The sequence below is a fragment of the Pseudomonas sp. TH04 genome, from assembly GCF_016651355.1.
Classification (GTDB): domain Bacteria; phylum Pseudomonadota; class Gammaproteobacteria; order Pseudomonadales; family Pseudomonadaceae; genus Aquipseudomonas; species Aquipseudomonas fluorescens.
The window spans coordinates 1,673,734-1,688,915 of record NZ_JAEKEA010000001.1 but is presented as its reverse complement, the minus strand read 5'-3'; the positions used below and the strand labels follow the sequence as shown (position 1 = coordinate 1,688,915).

Genomic DNA, 15,182 nt, shown 5'->3' with positions numbered 1-15,182 from the left:
CTTCCCGGTTCAGCGTGGCCTCGGCAAGCGAAAATCTACAGCCCGACTGCATCGATATCGATTAACAGCAAGCGCTGGCCGTTATCGAAGAATTGTCCGGCGGTCAGGCAATACTGATTGGTGGTGGCGTCGCGGTAGGTCGACGAGAGCGTCAGGCGTCGTTCTTCCCAACCTTCGGCGAGCAGATGATAGAAGTACGGGCGCCACGACCAGTTGTGGCCCAGGTAGCGGCTGTCAGCCTGCCAGGCGTCCTGGCGCCATTCGAAGTTGGGGGTGAGTTGGGTGCCATGGCGGTCGCACTGATAAAAGCGCAGCAGCCAGGGGAAGTCCGGCAATTGGGGTAATTGATTCAGCGGCGCGCGGCACTGGGCCCAGGTTTGCAGGATTCTCATCAGTTCGACCAATTGCAGGCGCAACTGCATCAAGCGGCCACGCTCTGCGAGTTTGTGCTGGACGTACACCGTGCGCAGGCGAGCAAATCGCGGCACGAAGGCATCGGCTGCAAACCATTCCAGCTGCGCCTGAGCAAACAAGTAACCCTGCACATACCGCGCGCCGCATTCCAGGGCGAAACTCAATTGCGCCTCGGTTTCCACGCCTTCGGCGATGATCCAGCATCCGGTCTTTTCCGCCATTTGCGCCAGCGCCCTGACGACGTCACTGCTCGGCCCGCCTTTGGCGGCTTCCTGGAACAGGCGCATGTCCAGCTTGAGAATATCCGGTTGCAGTGCCAGTACGCGGTCGAGTTGGGAATAGCCGGCACCAAAGTCATCAATGGCGATTCGCGCACCCGCGTTGCGATAACGCACCACGACGTCGGCCAGACGCTGGATGTCGCCTCCTAACTCGGTGATCTCAAACACGATGCGCCGCGGATCGATGCCGTAGGCGTGTACCTGTTTCAAACTCGGCAAGGCTTGGCCCGGGCGCAGGCGATTGATCCAGCGTGGCGAGATGTTCAGGCTGAGAAACCAGTCTTCGGGTGCTTCATGAAGGCGGCTTAACGCATTGTCGCGGATTTGTCGGTCGAGGCTGCGCAAGGTCATGCCGGGCGTGCGCGGGTCAGCAAACAGCGGGCCCACGGACAGCAGGCGGCCATCCGCCTGGCGCAGGCGGCCGAGCGCCTCTACACCCGCAATGCGGCCGGTGGCGGTGTCGATAAACGGTTGGAAGCAGGCAAGCGGTTGCCCGTCGATCACGGGGCCTCCTTAAGAGAGCTGGCAAAAAAAGGCCCGGCCCTCATGTTCGAGGGCCGGGCCGATTCTGTTTGCAAGAATGCAGCCAGCGGGGTTCAACCTTTGCGCGAGGCACCTTGCATGGCCAATTTAATCAGCGGGATCAAACCGGCGCCCAGCCGCACCAGGCGCGTCAGGCTACTGATACTGCCGCCTTTGGCGCCCTTGCCGGTGAAAAAACCCATCAGTGTCACCGCGGCCACGCCCCACAGCGGCGCGTGCTTGATGCCCAGGCTGTCCTGCCAGTTGTGGCGTAGATCGCGCACCTTGTTCAGGGGCGCCATCAGTTGCTGGGACTCGTGACGGATTTCCTGGCGGTGCATTTCCATGCGCAGGCGAATCAGCGCCTTGCGCATTTCCCGGCGCGAAGCGGTGTGTGGAATTTCAGTCATGCTCATGGCAGCAGGCGCTCCCGGTCGTTGGCCAGTTCTTCAAGGGTGGCATGGAACGGCGTGGACTCATCGAATATCGCCGCCTTCAAGCGCACTCCGCAGAACGCTGCGGCCAGGGAATAGAACACACACAGGCTAATGATCCCGGTGATACGGTAGGTGTCCCACACCAGAATCATCACCAGCGCCGACAGCCCCACCAACAGCAGCAGAGCAAACACCAGTGCCAGGCCCGCGAACAGCAGCAGGCTCACCGTGCGTGATTTCTGCTCTTGCAACTCGATGCCAAATAACTCGACGTGGCTGTGCAGCAAGCCCAGAACGGCCGCGCCCAGGCGTCGGGAGGTGGAGCTTGAGCTCGTGGACGAGCCGGATTCGCCGATAGCCATAATGTTAGCGCCTTGTAGCCAGCAGACCGATCAGAAAGCCAACACCGGCGGCAATGCCCACCGACTGCCAAGGGTTGGCCTGCACGTAATCTTCCGTTGCCGTGACAGCCGCCGCGCCGCGTTCGCGCAGGGAGTCTTCGGTCAGTTGCAGGGTTTCGCGGGCCTTGAGCAAGCTGTCGTGGATCTTGGTGCGCAGCTCATCGGCCTGGTCACCGGCCAGCACGGCGGTGTCGTCGAGCAACTTTTCAGTGTCACTGACCAGGGTTTGAAAATCCGCCATCAGTATCTCTTGAGCAGTCTTTGCAGTTCTTCTGGCCATGGTTATCTCCGTGATTGGCTGATCGGTACGTGTGGTTTCGAGTCACAGGCTTCTGTGAAGGTTCAGTTCAATTGTCTGGTACAGCTTTTGCTTTGCCTTGGTGCGCATGCCCGGGGCGTGCGCTGAATATGGGCGGCCTGAGGCGAATGCCTTGAAAAACCTTACCCTAAATCAATGAAACTCGCGGAAAAACCCTGTCGGTAATGGCTTGTTGCGGTATTCGCTGCGCTAAAGCGGTTCACGCCCTCTGAAGAGGTGCGGGACTGGTGGTGCCAATTTAGTGCGCGAAACCCTGGCTTGAACCGCTTTGGTGCTTTTTGCCTTTAATGCAGGCCTGCCAACCTCCATGGAAAATTTGCAAAGCGCAGTGGACACATTAGTCCACAGTTCCAACACCCTGTTTATTCTGATTGGCGCGGTCATGGTGCTGGCCATGCACGCCGGTTTTGCGTTCCTGGAAGTCGGCACCGTGCGCCAGAAAAACCAGGTCAACGCCCTGTCGAAGATCCTCAGCGACTTCGCCATCTCGACCTTGGCTTATTTCTTTATAGGCTATTGGATCTCCTACGGCGTGAGCTTTATGCAACCGGCGGCGGTCATCAGTGCCGATCACGGCTACGGCCTGGTGAAGTTTTTCTTCCTGCTGACCTTCGCTGCGGCGATCCCGGCGATTATTTCCGGTGGCATTGCCGAGCGTGCAAAGTTCGCTCCTCAGCTGTGTGCCACCGCGCTGATCGTGGCATTTATCTACCCGTTTTTTGAAGGCCTGGTGTGGAACGGTAATTTCGGCCTGCAAGCCTGGTTGCTCGCCACCTTTGGTGCCAGCTTCCATGACTTCGCCGGTTCCGTGGTGGTACACGCCATGGGCGGTTGGCTGGCGCTGGCGGCGGTGCTGCTGTTGGGCCCGCGTAACGGGCGCTATCGAGAAGGGCGCCTGGTGGCATTTGCGCCGTCGAGCATTCCCTTCCTGGCGTTGGGTTCGTGGATCCTCATTGTCGGCTGGTTCGGCTTTAACGTGATGAGCGCGCAGACCTTGAATGGCGTCAGCGGCCTTGTCGCCGTCAACTCGCTGATGGCCATGGTTGGCGGCACGGTTGCTGCCCTGGTGATCGGCCGCAATGACCCTGGCTTCCTGCATAACGGTCCGCTGGCCGGGCTGGTGGCGATTTGCGCCGGTTCCGACTTGATGCACCCTGTGGGCGCGCTGGTCACTGGTGTCGTCGCCGGTGGTTTGTTCGTGTGGTTCTTCATCGCCGCCCAGGATCGCTGGAAGATCGATGACGTGCTGGGTGTGTGGCCCCTGCATGGTTTGTGCGGCGTGTGGGGCGGTATCGCGTGCGGCGTCTTCGGCCAGACCGCCCTTGGCGGCTTGGGCGGCGTGAGCCTGATCAGCCAGTTGATTGGCACCGCGCTGGGGGTGGTGGTGGCGCTGGTCGGCGGCCTGTTGGTGTACGGCGTGATCAAACGCGTGCACGGGCTGCGCCTGAGCCAGGAGCAGGAGTACTACGGCGCTGACCTGTCGATCCACAAGATCGGCGCGGTCAGTCAGGATTGATCGGCTCGTCGGTCCGCGGGTAGAAACCGTGCAGTAGGCGATAGCGGTTACGCCGCACCTCGTCGACCCGCGCCTGCACCTGTTCGTCCGAAAGCCCCAGCAGGATCAAGGCGTGGGAGGCGAGCATCAGGCTCGACTCCAGCAGTTCGGGCACCACTTCGCTGGCGCCGGCGGCTTTCAGTTCCGTCAGTTGGCTGTCGTCACGGGTACGCACCAGAATCGGCACGTCCGGATTGATCCGGCGTGCCTCCGTCAATACCACCAGTGCGACATCGCTGTTATCCACCGCGATCACCACCAGCCGTGCGCGTTCCAGGCCGACCGCACTCAGCAAGGCCCCACGGCGACAGTCACCGTAGTGCACGTTGCGGTCTTGCGTGGCGGCTCCCTGCACCTGCGCCGGGTCATCATCCAGTGCAATAAACGCCTGTTGCTCGCGGTGCAGAAAGCGCCCGATGGATTGCCCGACGCGGCCGTACCCGCAAATCACTGCGTGGCCGCTCAATTGGGCGTTGAGCGCGGTGATTGCTTCCAGGTGCACCTGCTGGTTGGGCTTGCGGTGCAGGCGCAGGGCAATCGTTGGTGCCGCGCGCAGCAGCAGCGGGGTCAGCAGCATCGAGCAGAAGGTGGCAGCGAGCAGCAGGCCGTTGAACGCTTCGGGTATCAGCCGGCTGTGTTGCATTTGCGCCATCAGCGCAAAACAGAACTCGCCGCCCTGGGCCAGGGCCAGGCCACTGCGCCAGGCGGTTTCACTGTCGCTGCCACGCAGTTTGACCAACGCCGCTACCACCAGGGCCTTGATCAGCATCAGTGCAAGGGTCAGGCCGAGGATCAGCAGGCTATGGCTGACGAACAGCTGCAGGTCGATGAGCATGCCGATGCTGACAAAAAACAGCCCGAGCAGAATGTCGCGAAACGGCCGGATGTCGGCTTCGATCTGATGCCGGTAATGGCTTTCGCCCAACAGCATGCCCGCCAGGAACGCGCCGAGGGCAGGCGAGAGTCCCAGTAGGTGCGTGAGCCAGGCGGTCAGCAATACGATCACCAGCGCCAATAGCACAAACAGCTCTGCTGAACGGGACGCCGCGACTTCGTGAAACAGGCGGGGCAATAACCAGCGACTGGCGAACAGCAAGCCGACGAACAACAGCACGGTTTTGCCCAGCGTCAGCGGCAACGCCCAGTACCACGCCTGGTCGCTGTTACCGGCAAATACCGGCACCAAGGTGAGCAGCAGCACGGCCACTACATCTTGGAACAGCAACACGCCAATCGCATTCTGGCCATGGCTGCTGAAGATTTCCCCGAGGCTGGTCAGTTCCTTGCTGACGATGGCCGTGGAGGACAACGCCAACCCGGCACCCAGCAGCAGAGCGACGCCTGGCGCCAGGCCAAACGCCATCAGCAGGCCTCCCAGCAGCACACCGCAGCCCAGTACCTGCAAGCTGCCCAGCCCGAAAACCACGCTGCGCAAGGCGAACATCTTGGTAAGGGAAAACTCCAGCCCAAGGGAAAACAGCAGGAATACCACCCCCAACTCGGCGAGGTCCGGCAGGTCTTCACTGTCATTCACCCAGTCCAGCGCGGTGGGCCCCACGGCCAGGCCCACGCACAGGTAGCCCAGCACGGGCGGCAGCCGCAGCCGGCGAAACAGCGCAATCACCACCAGGGATGAGGCCAGAATGATCAGCAGGTTGGCGAACACAAGCATCTCCATTGCGGGGTGAACGGGCAAAAAGCCGCGAGAATCGCTGAATCAGTTATACGTCATGGTGACCTGGGTCAGGTCTTTTGTCGGCAGTCGGATTTCATCGGGCAAGCCTGCTCGCCACAGGTATTGGGCGGGCTTAGAATGATGACCTACTTACTGATCGGGTCCCGTCGCCATGCTTCCTGAATGCCAGCTGCTCGGCACCGTGGGTTGCCATCTTTGTGAGATAGCCGAAGCCGAAATCATGCCGCTCGTCGAAGGAGGGCTGCTGGTGGAACTGGTTGATATCACTGAGCCCGTTGATCTCACCGAAGTCTATGGCCTGCGGATTCCGGTGCTTCGCCGTGTGGATACAGGGGCTGAATTGGATTGGCCATTCGACCCTGAGCAGATTGTTGCCTTCCTTCGTTAAGCGTTATCCGATAGCGGGTTACCAATTATTACGTTACTGTATGTCTGTACAGTGATTGAGTAGAGGGATCGCCCGTGGTGAATGTTGAACAATTAAAAAGCAGCGTCAATCGCATGTCTGCCGATGTCGTGCGCGACGCGGTGAACGAGCTGCGCCTGGATGGCCTGGTCACGGAAGGCAAGACGCCGTTTAACAAAGTGCATTTCAATACCTGCTTCGCCGAAATCGAGGCCTTGTTCCAGCGCGCCGGTTACCACAAGCAGTTGGATGTCGTGGGTTACCAGGGCTTGTTGTACGCGCTGTACGATCCCGGCCGTTGGGAAGCGGTGGACGTGCTGCGCTGGCTCAAGGAGTTCACCGACGCCGCCAGTGCCTCGCCGATCCTGCGGGCCGAATTGGCAAAGGCCTGAGATCCGCCCTAGGCTCAATCCCGCTCCATGCGGGATAATGCCTGCCTGATTTTCCAGGCTCCGAGCATTGTCATGTCCACATCCGGTTTTTCCGCGTCCCAGCACCAAGCCAGTACGTTGTATTTGCCACCTGGCCCTTGGGCGACAGTGCTGGATTGCCTGTGCGAGCATTTTCCGGCGATCAGCCGTGAACACTGGCTGGACCGCATCGCGCGAGGCCGTGTGCTCGACATCAACGGTCATCCGATCAACCTCGGCCTGGCCTACAAGGAAGGCCTGTGCATTTATTACTTTCGTGAAGTACCGAATGAGAAGGTGATCCCGGTACAGGAAACTATTCTGTACGCCGACGAACATTTGGTCGTGACCGACAAGCCGCATTTTCTGCCGGTAACGCCTGCTGGCGAATACGTCGAGCAAACCCTGTTGCGCCGCCTGATTCGTCGTCTGGATAACCCCGCGCTTGTTCCCTTGCATCGCATCGACCGGCATACGGCCGGGCTGGTGCTGTTCTCGGCCAACCCGCAAAGCCGTTCGGCGTATCAACAGCTGTTTCCTACGCGGCGCATCGACAAATTCTACGAAGCCATTGCCCCGGCTTTGCCGAACCTGACGTTCCCCAGGGTGCACAAAAGCCGCCTGGTGGATGGCGAGCCGTTCTTCCGTATGCAGGAAGGGCCGGGCGCCAGCAATACCGAAACGGCCGTGGAAGTGCGCGAAAAAAATGCCGACTTGTGGCGCTACGGCCTGTTCCCCGTAACGGGCAAGAAGCACCAGTTGCGCGTGCACATGACTGCGCTGGGGGCGAGTATCTGCAATGACCCGTTCTACCCCGACGTGATCAAGGACGCCGAGGACGACTACGCCAACCCGCTCAAGCTGCTGGCTCAGGGCGTGCGGTTTATCGACCCGGTCACAGGTGAACAACGCGATTTCCGCAGCCAGATTACCCTCGACTGGTAACCCCCGGAAACGACAAGGCCCGCGCGAGGCGGGCCTTGTTGGCAAACGCTAAGACTTACAGGTCTTTAACGGTGCGAACCTGATCTTTGTTGATGCGGGTTTGCTTGCCGTCAAGTTGTTCGAACTCATAGAAGCCCGAAGCCTTGTCGTATTTAGGGGTATCGACGGCCTGGATTTCGCGACCGTCATTCAGGGTGATCACTGTAGGCGAGGCGCAACCGGCGAGAGTGGCGAGGCCCAGTGCAAGCATGAGAGCGGCGATGGTCCGTTGAGTCATGAGTGTGTCTCCGAAAGAATTCTTTTAAACAACTGACCTTGTGACGCGCGCGGCGCCGACAAAGTTCCTTGTGCGAGGTTCATTCTGACACGCCGAAGCCTGGGTGTAACAGCTCAGGTGTATTCAGGTTGGCCAGCCGCAGGTCTTCGGCCGGGTATTGCAGGCCCACGCCACCCAGTTGCAAGAGGATCCTGCGCGGGCTGCGTTCACCGGCGTCCCATGCCCGTTTTACCTCAATGTGCAGGTGAGTCGGGATGATACAGATCAAGGGTTCCCAGAACTCACCCTGGCGCACCATCACCGGCAGCAGCGGGTTGTGGCGTGCAGTCTCACGCAGGTCGGTGAGCAGCCCCACGTCGATGTTCGGTACATCACACGGCAGTATCAACAAATGCTCACGCTGTGCGACCGCCAAGCCAGCGAGGATGCCTGCCAGCGGGCCGGGGAAGTCCGGGCTGTCGTCGCTCACTAACTGGTCGGCATACGGTGCGTACCGTTCATGGTTGCGGTTGCAGGAGATAATCAGGTCATCCGTCAGCGGCCGGGTCAGGCGCTGCAAGTGCGCAATCAGCGGCTGCCCGTGCCACTGCAACAGGCCTTTGTCCTGGCCGCCCATGCGTTGGCCACGGCCACCGGCCAGCAGCAAAATCGAACAGGGCAGGGGCGAAGAATCAACAGACATGGCGGTTCCGCTGCGGCAGGTAAATAGGGCCCTGTGATATAACATCGGGCTGTTCCTTCGACAACTGGACCGAGCCATGAACGCCAAGGCTGATGCGCCCTTCGTAGCCCTTAATATTGCTGTACTGACCGTCAGCGACACCCGCACCCTGGACACCGACACCTCGGGCCAGGTCTTCGTCGACCGCCTGACCGCCGCTGGCCACAACCTGGCTGAGCGCGTGCTGCTCAAGGACGACCTCTACAAAATTCGCGCCCAAGTCGCCCACTGGATCGCCGAAGACGTGGTGCAAGTGGTGCTGATCACCGGCGGCACCGGCTTCACCGGCCGCGACAGCACGCCCGAAGCGGTGAGCTGCTTGCTGGACAAGCAAGTCGATGGGTTCGGTGAACTGTTTCGCCAGATCTCGGTGGCCGACATCGGCACCTCCACCGTGCAATCGCGCGCCCTGGCCGGCCTGGCCAATGGCACGCTGGTATGCTGCCTGCCGGGTTCGACCAACGCGGTGCGCACGGGCTGGGATGGCATCCTCGCCGAGCAATTGGATAACCGCCACCGCCCGTGCAACTTCGTGCCCCACCTGAAGCAGGCCGAACCCTGCGAATCCCGTGGATAAGCCGGGTAAAACCGGCGCTTTGCTGCCGGTGGAAGACGCGCTGCGCCAACTGCTGGACATGGCCGAAGCCGCACCGATCCGTGATCAGGAAGTGTTGCCTCTGGGCGTGTGCGATGGCCGTGTGCTGGCGCAAGACCTCATCTCCACCCTCGATCTGCCGCCCTGGCCCAACAGCGCCATGGACGGCTATGCCCTGCGTCTGTCGGACTGGAAGGGCGAGCCATTGCCCGTCAGCCAGCGCATCTTCGCCGGCCAGGCGCCGCAGCCATTGGCGAGCGGCACGTGTGCGCGCATCTTTACCGGCGCACCGGTGCCCGAAGGTGCGGACTGTGTAGAGATGCAGGAAAACGCCGTGGTCCACGCCGACGAGCGCGTGAGTTTCACCGAACCCTTGCACGTCAACCAGAACATCCGCCCCCAAGGCCAGGAAACCACCGTCGGTGAGTGGGTGCTAACCGCCGGCACCCGGCTCGGCCCGATCGAGCTGGGCCTGGCTGCATCCCTTGGCCGTGACCGTCTGAGTGTGGTGCGCCGCGTGCGCGTGGCCGTGCTGTCCACCGGTGATGAACTGATCGAACCGGGTTTGCCGCTGGGGCCGGGGCAAATCTACAACAGCAATCGCCGTGTGCTGTGCAGTTGGCTTGCGCGGATGGGCTGTGAAGTGATTGATGCCGGGATTCTGCCGGATGATCTGGAAAAAACCCGCACGCGCCTGGCCGATCTGGGCAGTGTCGACCTGATTTTGTCCACCGGTGGTGTGTCGGTGGGCGAAGCGGACTTCCTCGGCATCGCCCTGCGAGAAGAGGGCGAGCTGGCCTTGTGGAAGCTGGCGATCAAACCCGGCAAGCCGCTGACCTTCGGCCATTTTCGTGGTGTGCCGGTGATCGGCCTGCCGGGCAACCCGGCCTCCACCCTGGTGACGTTTGCGCTGCTGGCACGCCCTTATCTGCTGCGCCGCCAAGGCGTGCAGGACGTGGCGCCGCTGCGTTTCGAAGTGCCGGTGGGGTTCGTCTGGCCCAAGCCGGGCAACCGCCGCGAGTACCTGCGCGGGCGTATCGAGCAGGGCAAAGCGGTCATCTATCGCAACCAAAGCTCAGGCGTACTGCGCAGCGCGGCATGGGCCGAGGGGTTTGTCGAGGTGCTGGAAGGGACGACGTTGGCCTTGGGGGACCGAGTCAACTTCATCCCCCTGAGTGAAGTCTTGAACTGACAATAGAGCGCTAAATGTGGGAGCTGGCTTGCCTGCGATGGCGATGTGTCAGCTTGCTTATCTGGAACAGGTGTACCGCTATCGCAGGCAAGCCAGCACCCACATTTTGGATTATGTATCTCTGAGACTTTTCAGTAGTCGTCGCCACGCTCCGTCACATCCCGCTCCACCGGTTCGGCATTCGGGTCATACCCGACCGGGAACTTGCCTTTGAGTGTCCAGGCAAACGCAATGATCTCCGCCACCGTGCGGTACAACTCCTCCGGGATACTGTCGCCCAATTCCATGCGCGCCAGCAGCTTCACCAGCTCGGCGTTCTCATAGATCGGCACTTCATTCTCCCGCGCCAACTTCAAAATGGCTTCGGCCAGGGCATCGTCGCCCTTGGCTGTCAGGGTCGGCGCTTGCTGGCCGTCGTACTTGAGGGCAATCGCCTGGCGTGGTGGGGTTGGGTTTTTCATGCGGTTTCATCCACCCAGCGTTGCTCCAGTCCGGTGCGTGGCCCGCGTGGCGGGGTGCCGAGGTGGCAATCCAGGTCGCCGACGTTCAGACCCGAGGTCACCAGGCGCTCGCGTAGGCTGCCTAAATGGCTTTCGATCAAACTCGCCGTATAGGGCCGAGTCGCCCACAACTGGCTGGACAGTTTGCCCTGTGTCAGTTGCGCCTGAACCTGCAGCGGCCCCAGCGGCTCCATGTCGAACGCCAGCTCGACGCGCCAGAGCATCTGCTTGGGGTCTTTTTTGTCTTTGCGTTCGGGCTGGTCCTTGTCTGGCGTGGGTTCTTCGCGTTGGAACTTGACCTGCAAGGGCACGATGTCCTGCAAGGTGCGCATGGGGATTTCCAGCTGCCAGGTGGTCTGCAGTCGACCATCGGCCGTGGTGCCGGTCTGCTCCAGGCTCGACAGCTGGTGGCTCTGCAAGCGTGAAATCGCCCCGGCGGCCAGGCGCAGCAGGTTTTCCAGGTCGCCTTCGCCCTCCAGGCGCAGCATCAACCGATCCGGCAGCGGAAACCCTGCAGGTGCTTGCCGGGCGCTGATCTGGCCGAGCGTACTCAGCGGGTTGCGCACAAAGTTCGGCAGCACCTGGGCCAAGGTATTGGCGGCGAGGATGGCGTTGAGGTGGGTGCCGGTGGGCAGGGCCGGCACCAGGTCGGCGACCAGGCGCAGCAGGGCGCCTTTCATGTCCAGCGGGGGGATTTGCGGGTTTTGCCCGACCAGCAGCTTGGCTTCAAGAAACGCGCCGCTGTTCTGTACCAATTGCGCCAGGACCTTGGGATTGCTGACCTGTGCCAGGTCTGGCAGGGCCGCCAGCAAACGCGCGGCGGCGGCGCGCAGGTCGCTGGAGGTGCTGTCATCAGCGGGCAAGTTTTGCAAGGCAGTAAACACCACGTCCAGCGAACCCTGGCGACTTTGCTGGGTCGAGAGTTGTTGCGCGACGGCCAATTGATCCTTAAGCCCGCTTAACGGCACGAAATTCAAGGTTTGCGCATTCTGCACCACGGCGCTGAGCAAGCTGCCGACCCGCAGTGGCTGTGGGCTTTCCAGGGTCAGCGTCGTTCCGGCGAGGGCGTTATTGAGCACCGTCACCAGCGAGCGATAGATCGCCGGTTGCGTCGCGCCCTGTGGCAGCATCTGGGTGGTCAGCACTTTGGCCTGCAGCAGCGTGCCCTCTGGCATTTGCGTGGTGTCGATACGGGTGAGGGCGGCCACATTGGCACTCAAGGCTTGCTGCAAGGTAATGGTCAGGTTGCCTGTCGGCGTCTGGCTCACCGCCACGTTGCTGCCCAGCGGCAATGGCTGCGCGCTGCTGGCTTGCACCAGGGTCTGGCGGCCGCCTTCGAGGGTCAACTTGAGCAACAGTTGAAACGCGTCGCCGCCTTGTTTAAGCGCAATCACCTCGGCGTTTGCGGTTTTCCCAGGGTCGATCAAGCCGGTCTGCGGTTCCAGCAGTTTGAGCAACTCACCGGTCGGGGGCAACGGGGCTGGCCCGGTGGCCGGGGCAGGAGGCAGCGTAGGAAGGTTGATCTCACCGGTCATCGTGCGCGTCGTCTCTGGGGAAATTGCCCTCTTTAGAGTAGGGCATCACATGTATAATGCCGCCCGTCTGCAAAGAGAGCGGTAAAAACCTCACAACTATTTGATCCAGCTCTCTAAAATCGGTCGCCAAAGCCGTTATTGTGCATCTCTCTATAACGGCCGCTGCACCGCCGACTTGAACCGTAAAGGCCCGCGATCTCTTGACCAGCCCTCTTCTTGAAGCCGTAGCGCTTGCCTGTGAACGCGACCTGCGGATGCTGTTCGAACACCTCGAACTGCGTCTGGCGGGCGGCGACATGGTGCAAATCAGCGGGCCGAACGGCAGCGGCAAGACCAGTTTGCTGCGCCTGCTGGCCGGGTTGATGCAGCCGACGGCAGGTGAGGTTCGCCTCAACGGCCAGCCGCTCAACGAACAACGCACCGAACTCGCCCGCAACCTTATCTGGATCGGCCACGCCGCCGGGATCAAGGACGTGCTGACGCCCGAAGAAAACCTCAGTTGGCTCAGTGCCCTGCATCATCCCGCTTGCCGCGATGCCATTTGGCAAGCCCTGGCCGCTGTGGGGCTCAAGGGTTTTGAAGACGTGCCGTGCCATACGTTGTCCGCCGGCCAGCAACGCCGCGTGGCCTTGGCCCGTTTGTATCTGCCCGGCCCGCCGCTGTGGATTCTCGACGAACCGTTCACCGCCCTCGACAAACAGGGCGTGGCGCAACTCGAAGCACACCTGGCTCGACACTGCGAGCAGGGCGGGTTGGTGGTCCTCACGACTCACCACAGCCTGGCGCTCATGCCTGCCGGTTACCGTGAGCTGGATTTGGGCCGGTGGTCGGTATGAGTGTGTTTGCCCTGTTGGTTGCCCGTGAAGCACGCTTGCTGTGTCGCCGCCCGGCTGAATTGGCTAATCCGCTGGTGTTCTTCGCTATTGTCATCGCGTTGTTCCCGTTGGCGGTCGGCCCCGAGACTAAACTGTTGCAAACCTTGTCCCCAGGGCTGGTGTGGGTCGCGGCACTTTTATCCGTCCTGCTCTCGCTGGACGGGCTGTTTCGCAGTGATTTCGAAGACGGTTCCCTGGAACAGTGGGTCCTTTCGTCGCACCCCTTGCCCCTTCTGGTACTGGCAAAAGTACTGGCACACTGGGTTTTTTCCGGCTTGGCGCTAGTCTTGCTCTCGCCGCTGCTGGCGATGATGCTGGGTTTGCCCGTCGAATGCCTGCCGGTGCTGCTGTTTTCCCTGTTGCTCGGTACGCCGGTGCTCAGCCTGTTGGGGGCGGTGGGCGCAGCGTTGACCGTCGGTTTGAAGCGGGGTGGCCTGTTGCTGGCCCTGCTGATTCTGCCTTTGTATATCCCGGTATTGATCCTGGGCAGCGGTGCTTTGCAAGCCGCGCTCATGGGCATGCCGGCGACCGGTTACCTCCTGTGGCTTGGCAGCCTGACCGCCCTGGCGGTAACCCTGACACCCTTTGCTATAGCGGCTGGCCTGAAGATCAGCGTCGGCGAATAATGAGGTCTGGTTAAGCGTTATTAACCAGTAAAGACCCTGAGTTTCTCGCAACGACGAGAAACAACCGTGACGGAAACAGCAATGAACTGGACCTGGTTTCACAAGCTCGGCTCGCCCAAATGGTTTTACGGCATCAGCGGCAAGCTGCTGCCGTGGTTGAGCATCGCAGCCCTGTTGCTGATCGGCATCGGCCTGGTGTGGGGCCTGGCCTTCGCGCCGCCGGATTACCAGCAAGGCAACAGCTTTCGCATCATCTATATCCATGTGCCCGCCGCGATGCTGGCCCAATCCTGCTATGTAATGCTGGCCGTGTGCGGCGTCGTCGGCCTGGTGTGGAAGATGAAGCTGGCCGACGTGGCGCTGCAATGCGCAGCGCCCATCGGCGCGTGGATGACTGCCGTGGCGCTGGTCACCGGCGCAATCTGGGGCAAACCGACCTGGGGTTCGTGGTGGGTGTGGGACGCGCGCCTGACCTCCATGCTGATCCTGCTGTTCCTGTACTTCGGCCTGATTGCCTTGGGCAACGCCATCAGTAACCGCGACAGCGCTGCCAAGGCCTGCGCGGTGCTCGCCATCGTCGGCGTCATCAATATCCCGATCATCAAGTACTCGGTGGAGTGGTGGAACACTCTGCACCAGGGCGCCACCTTCACCCTCACCGAAAAACCGGCAATGCCGGTGGAAATGTGGGCGCCGCTGCTGCTGATGGTGCTCGGGTTCTACTGCTTCTTCGGCGCGGTGCTGCTGATGCGCATGCGCCTCGAGGTGCTCAAGCGTGAAGCCCGCGCCAGTTGGGTCAAGGCCGAAGTGCAAAGCTGCCTGGGAGCGCGTGGATGAGTTTTGCTTCTTTCAGTGATTTTCTCGCCATGGGCCATCATGGCCTGTATGTCTGGACGGCCTATGGCATCTGCCTGGCAGTGCTGGCCCTCAACGTCGCCGCGCCGATCCTGGCCCGCAAGCGTTACCTGCAACAAGAGGCGCGTCGTTTGCGCCGGGAGACCGAAAAGTGAATCCGCTGCGTAGAAAGCGTCTGTTGATCATCCTGGCCATCCTGGTCGGCGTGAGTGTTGCCGTGGGCCTGGCGATGAGTGCCCTGCGGGAGAACATCAACCTGTTCTACACCCCCACCCAGATCGCCAATGGCGACGCCCCGCTGGACACGCGCATCCGCGCCGGCGGCATGGTGGAGAAGGGCTCGCTGAAGCGTTCCGGCGATTCTCTCGACGTGACCTTTGTGGTCACCGACTTCAACAAAGCGGTGACGATCACTTATCGCGGCATCCTTCCGGACTTGTTCCGCGAAGGCCAGGGCATCGTTGCCCTGGGCAAACTCAATGCCGACGGCGTCGTGGTTGCCGATGAGGTGCTGGCCAAGCACGATGAGAAATACATGCCGCCCGAGGTCACCAAAGCCCTCAAGGACAGCGGCCAATCCGCCCCAGGCGCCCCTTCACAGCCTGCCAAGGAGGGCTAAG

Annotated in this window: 20 protein-coding genes; 11 read left to right on the top strand and 9 right to left on the bottom strand. The window is 61.4% G+C overall.

Annotated features, from left to right (window positions below; translation table 11 throughout):
* Positions 1-35: 35 nt before the first annotated feature.
* The 4 genes from JFT85_RS07445 to JFT85_RS07430 all read right to left on the bottom strand — a co-directional run bounded on the left by JFT85_RS07445 (position 36) and on the right by JFT85_RS07430 (position 2,335).
* Positions 36-1,199, bottom strand: coding sequence for an EAL domain-containing protein (locus tag JFT85_RS07445; protein WP_053255174.1), 1,164 nt, complete (start codon positions 1,197-1,199; stop codon positions 36-38).
* A gap of 92 nt (positions 1,200-1,291) precedes the next feature.
* Positions 1,292-1,633 (bottom strand): hypothetical protein, encoded by a 342-nt coding sequence (locus JFT85_RS07440; protein WP_053255175.1) that lies wholly within the window; start codon positions 1,631-1,633, stop codon positions 1,292-1,294.
* The gene (locus JFT85_RS07435) at positions 1,630-2,016 is read right to left on the bottom strand and encodes a phage holin family protein (RefSeq protein WP_053255176.1); all 387 of its coding nucleotides are present in this window, start codon (positions 2,014-2,016) and stop codon (positions 1,630-1,632) included. Before JFT85_RS07435 ends, JFT85_RS07440 begins: the two co-directional genes overlap by 4 nt.
* 4 nt (positions 2,017-2,020) lie before the next feature.
* Positions 2,021-2,335 carry a DUF883 family protein gene (locus JFT85_RS07430; RefSeq protein ID WP_053255177.1) on the bottom strand — a complete coding sequence of 105 codons (315 nt, stop codon included), beginning with the start codon at positions 2,333-2,335 and terminating at the stop codon, positions 2,021-2,023.
* 346 nt (positions 2,336-2,681) lie between these two features.
* On the opposite strand from JFT85_RS07430, the gene JFT85_RS07425 reads away from it, so the two are divergent.
* On the top strand, positions 2,682-3,890 hold the full coding sequence (locus JFT85_RS07425) for an ammonium transporter (RefSeq protein WP_053255360.1): 1,209 nt from the start codon (positions 2,682-2,684) through the stop codon (positions 3,888-3,890).
* Here JFT85_RS07425 and JFT85_RS07420 read toward each other — a convergent pair.
* A complete protein-coding gene (locus JFT85_RS07420) occupies positions 3,877-5,601 on the bottom strand; it encodes a cation:proton antiporter (protein ID WP_139372199.1) in 1,725 nt (574 codons plus the stop codon). The two genes, JFT85_RS07425 and JFT85_RS07420, sit on opposite strands and share 14 nt — an antisense overlap.
* A 175-nt stretch (positions 5,602-5,776) precedes the next feature.
* On the opposite strand from JFT85_RS07420, the gene JFT85_RS07415 reads away from it, so the two are divergent.
* The 3 genes from JFT85_RS07415 (at position 5,777) to JFT85_RS07405 (ending at position 7,386) form a co-directional block, all read left to right on the top strand.
* Positions 5,777-6,013 carry a glutaredoxin family protein gene (locus JFT85_RS07415; protein WP_069552262.1) on the top strand — a complete coding sequence of 79 codons (237 nt, stop codon included), beginning with the start codon at positions 5,777-5,779 and terminating at the stop codon, positions 6,011-6,013.
* 74 nt (positions 6,014-6,087) lie between these two features.
* Entirely contained in the window at positions 6,088-6,423 is a 336-nt protein-coding gene (locus JFT85_RS07410; RefSeq protein ID WP_016978478.1) for a hypothetical protein, read from the top strand.
* Between the two features lie 72 nt (positions 6,424-6,495).
* Positions 6,496-7,386, top strand: a complete 891-nt coding sequence (locus JFT85_RS07405) for a pseudouridine synthase (protein ID WP_078827945.1) — start codon at positions 6,496-6,498, stop codon at positions 7,384-7,386.
* A gap of 55 nt (positions 7,387-7,441) precedes the next feature.
* Here the strand turns inward: JFT85_RS07405 and JFT85_RS07400 are convergent, their stop codons facing one another.
* Positions 7,442-7,663 (bottom strand): YgdI/YgdR family lipoprotein, encoded by a 222-nt coding sequence (locus JFT85_RS07400; RefSeq protein ID WP_017136187.1) that lies wholly within the window; start codon positions 7,661-7,663, stop codon positions 7,442-7,444.
* Positions 7,664-7,742: 79 nt separating this feature from the next.
* The gene (gene mobA / locus JFT85_RS07395) at positions 7,743-8,345 is read right to left on the bottom strand and encodes a molybdenum cofactor guanylyltransferase MobA (protein ID WP_069552263.1); all 603 of its coding nucleotides are present in this window, start codon (positions 8,343-8,345) and stop codon (positions 7,743-7,745) included.
* A 76-nt stretch (positions 8,346-8,421) separates the two neighbouring features.
* Here mobA and moaB point away from each other — a divergent pair, with 76 nt between their 5' ends.
* Both moaB and JFT85_RS07385 read left to right on the top strand, forming a co-directional pair.
* Positions 8,422-8,961 (top strand): molybdenum cofactor biosynthesis protein B, encoded by a 540-nt coding sequence (gene moaB / locus JFT85_RS07390; RefSeq protein WP_053255181.1) that lies wholly within the window; start codon positions 8,422-8,424, stop codon positions 8,959-8,961.
* A complete protein-coding gene (locus JFT85_RS07385; RefSeq protein WP_169875842.1) occupies positions 8,954-10,171 on the top strand; it encodes a molybdopterin molybdotransferase MoeA in 1,218 nt (405 codons plus the stop codon). Before moaB ends, JFT85_RS07385 begins: the two co-directional genes overlap by 8 nt.
* A 131-nt stretch (positions 10,172-10,302) precedes the next feature.
* Here JFT85_RS07385 and JFT85_RS07380 read toward each other — a convergent pair whose 3' ends face one another.
* Together JFT85_RS07380 and fliK are read right to left on the bottom strand one after the other, a co-directional pair.
* Positions 10,303-10,632, bottom strand: a complete 330-nt coding sequence (locus JFT85_RS07380; protein ID WP_053255183.1) for an EscU/YscU/HrcU family type III secretion system export apparatus switch protein — start codon at positions 10,630-10,632, stop codon at positions 10,303-10,305.
* Positions 10,629-12,206, bottom strand: coding sequence for a flagellar hook-length control protein FliK (gene fliK, locus JFT85_RS07375; RefSeq protein ID WP_201229587.1), 1,578 nt, complete (start codon positions 12,204-12,206; stop codon positions 10,629-10,631). Before fliK ends, JFT85_RS07380 begins: the two co-directional genes overlap by 4 nt.
* Before the next feature lie 200 nt (positions 12,207-12,406).
* Here fliK and ccmA point away from each other — a divergent pair, with 200 nt between their 5' ends.
* The 5 genes from ccmA (at position 12,407) to ccmE (ending at position 15,181) form a co-directional block, all read left to right on the top strand.
* Positions 12,407-13,042 (top strand): cytochrome c biogenesis heme-transporting ATPase CcmA, encoded by a 636-nt coding sequence (gene ccmA / locus JFT85_RS07370; protein WP_053255185.1) that lies wholly within the window; start codon positions 12,407-12,409, stop codon positions 13,040-13,042.
* A complete protein-coding gene (gene ccmB, locus JFT85_RS07365) occupies positions 13,039-13,707 on the top strand; it encodes a heme exporter protein CcmB (protein ID WP_053255186.1) in 669 nt (222 codons plus the stop codon). The genes ccmA and ccmB overlap by 4 nt, the downstream gene beginning before the upstream one ends.
* 81 nt (positions 13,708-13,788) lie before the next feature.
* The gene (locus JFT85_RS07360; RefSeq protein ID WP_053255187.1) at positions 13,789-14,544 is read left to right on the top strand and encodes a heme ABC transporter permease; all 756 of its coding nucleotides are present in this window, start codon (positions 13,789-13,791) and stop codon (positions 14,542-14,544) included.
* Positions 14,541-14,717 carry a heme exporter protein CcmD gene (gene ccmD / locus JFT85_RS07355; RefSeq protein ID WP_003172771.1) on the top strand — a complete coding sequence of 59 codons (177 nt, stop codon included), beginning with the start codon at positions 14,541-14,543 and terminating at the stop codon, positions 14,715-14,717. Before JFT85_RS07360 ends, ccmD begins: the two co-directional genes overlap by 4 nt.
* Positions 14,714-15,181 carry a cytochrome c maturation protein CcmE gene (gene ccmE / locus JFT85_RS07350; protein ID WP_069552265.1) on the top strand — a complete coding sequence of 156 codons (468 nt, stop codon included), beginning with the start codon at positions 14,714-14,716 and terminating at the stop codon, positions 15,179-15,181. The genes ccmD and ccmE overlap by 4 nt, the downstream gene beginning before the upstream one ends.
* Position 15,182: the final 1 nt, after the last annotated feature.